The organism is Acinetobacter sp. 12966, assembly GCF_031196995.1.
Lineage (GTDB): Bacteria > Pseudomonadota > Gammaproteobacteria > Pseudomonadales > Moraxellaceae > Acinetobacter > Acinetobacter geminorum.
The window spans coordinates 1-981 of record NZ_JAVIMC010000070.1 but is presented as its reverse complement, the minus strand read 5'-3'; the positions used below and the strand labels follow the sequence as shown (position 1 = coordinate 981).

The window sequence follows — 981 nt, the reverse complement described above, 5'->3', positions numbered from 1 at the left end:
GAATAAAGGCTAAAGTAATCAGAGCTAATAACATATCTTCCTCCTGATTTAATTCATTGTTATTTAGATCTCTTTCATAAATCAAAAAACGACCTTCTTTTTGGTTAATATTTGCACTCCGGATTTCTTGGCATTCGTGCATAATCTGCGGATGAAATACATCGATTCAAACAAGCTTTCTGATCCTCAGTTCAAGCGATACACAGGCATCTCATGGTCAACTTTCTATTTGATGGTTGAGCAATTGCAGAAGCATGTCTCTGCCAAAGGCAGACCGCCCAAGTTAAGCCTGGAGGATCAGGTTCTGCTCTGTCTGAGCTATTGGCGGGAATACCGAACCTTATTTCACGTTGCGACGAGTTACGGGGTTTCAGAGCCCACAGCCTCAAGAATTGTCCGTCATGTTGAAGACTGCCTGATTCGGTCCAATCTGTTTAATTTACCCAAAGATTTACCCGAGGGCGAAGGCATCGACTGGAATGTTGTGATCGTGGATGCCACGGAAATTCCAATCCAAAGACCTAAAAAAACAGAAGAAAAGCTATAGCGGCAAGAAAAAGACCTATACCTTTAAAGTACAGGCCATGATTCACTACAAAACTCAGCAAATTATGAGTTTATGTACCAGTCGCGGTGCAGTGCATGATTTCGAGTTGTTCAAACGCAATTTAAACCAGATTCCTTTTGGGGCTTTTATCCTTGCAGATAAAGGCTATCAGGGGATTTATGTGTTGTATCCGAATAGCCTGTTGCCATTAAAAGCCAAAAGACACTGTAAATTGGATCCTGAATTGAAAATCTATAATCAAGAAATCAATAAAAGAAGAATCGGAATTGAGCATGTATTTGGCAGCCTGAAAACCTTCAAAATTCTTGCTGAGCGTTATCGAAATAGAGGTAAAAGGCTTGGTTTGAGATTCAATTTAATCGCTGGAATCTACAACTTGGAGCTGAGTAAAAAATGATTTATGAAAGACATCT

At 39.9% G+C, this 981-nt stretch carries 2 protein-coding genes; both read left to right on the top strand.

Features of this window, described 5'->3' with window-relative positions; all coding sequences use genetic code 11:
- Nucleotides 1–151: 151 nt before the first annotated feature.
- Nucleotides 152–547 carry a transposase family protein gene (locus RFW85_RS10895; protein ID WP_008306679.1) on the top strand — a complete coding sequence of 132 codons (396 nt, stop codon included), beginning with the start codon at nucleotides 152–154 and terminating at the stop codon, nucleotides 545–547.
- Nucleotides 495–965 carry an IS5/IS1182 family transposase gene (locus tag RFW85_RS10890; RefSeq protein ID WP_017482311.1) on the top strand — a complete coding sequence of 157 codons (471 nt, stop codon included), beginning with the start codon at nucleotides 495–497 and terminating at the stop codon, nucleotides 963–965. Before RFW85_RS10895 ends, RFW85_RS10890 begins: the two co-directional genes overlap by 53 nt.
- The last annotated feature ends 16 nt before the right edge of the window (nucleotides 966–981 follow it).

Bases quoted from the DNA above. Each gene is read 5' to 3' on its own strand.
- RFW85_RS10895 (WP_008306679.1), top strand. From the start codon at position 152: ATGAAATACATCGATTCAAACAAGCTTTCTGATCCTCAGTTCAAGCGA.
- RFW85_RS10890 (WP_017482311.1), top strand. From the start codon at position 495: ATGCCACGGAAATTCCAATCCAAAGACCTAAAAAAACAGAAGAAAAGC.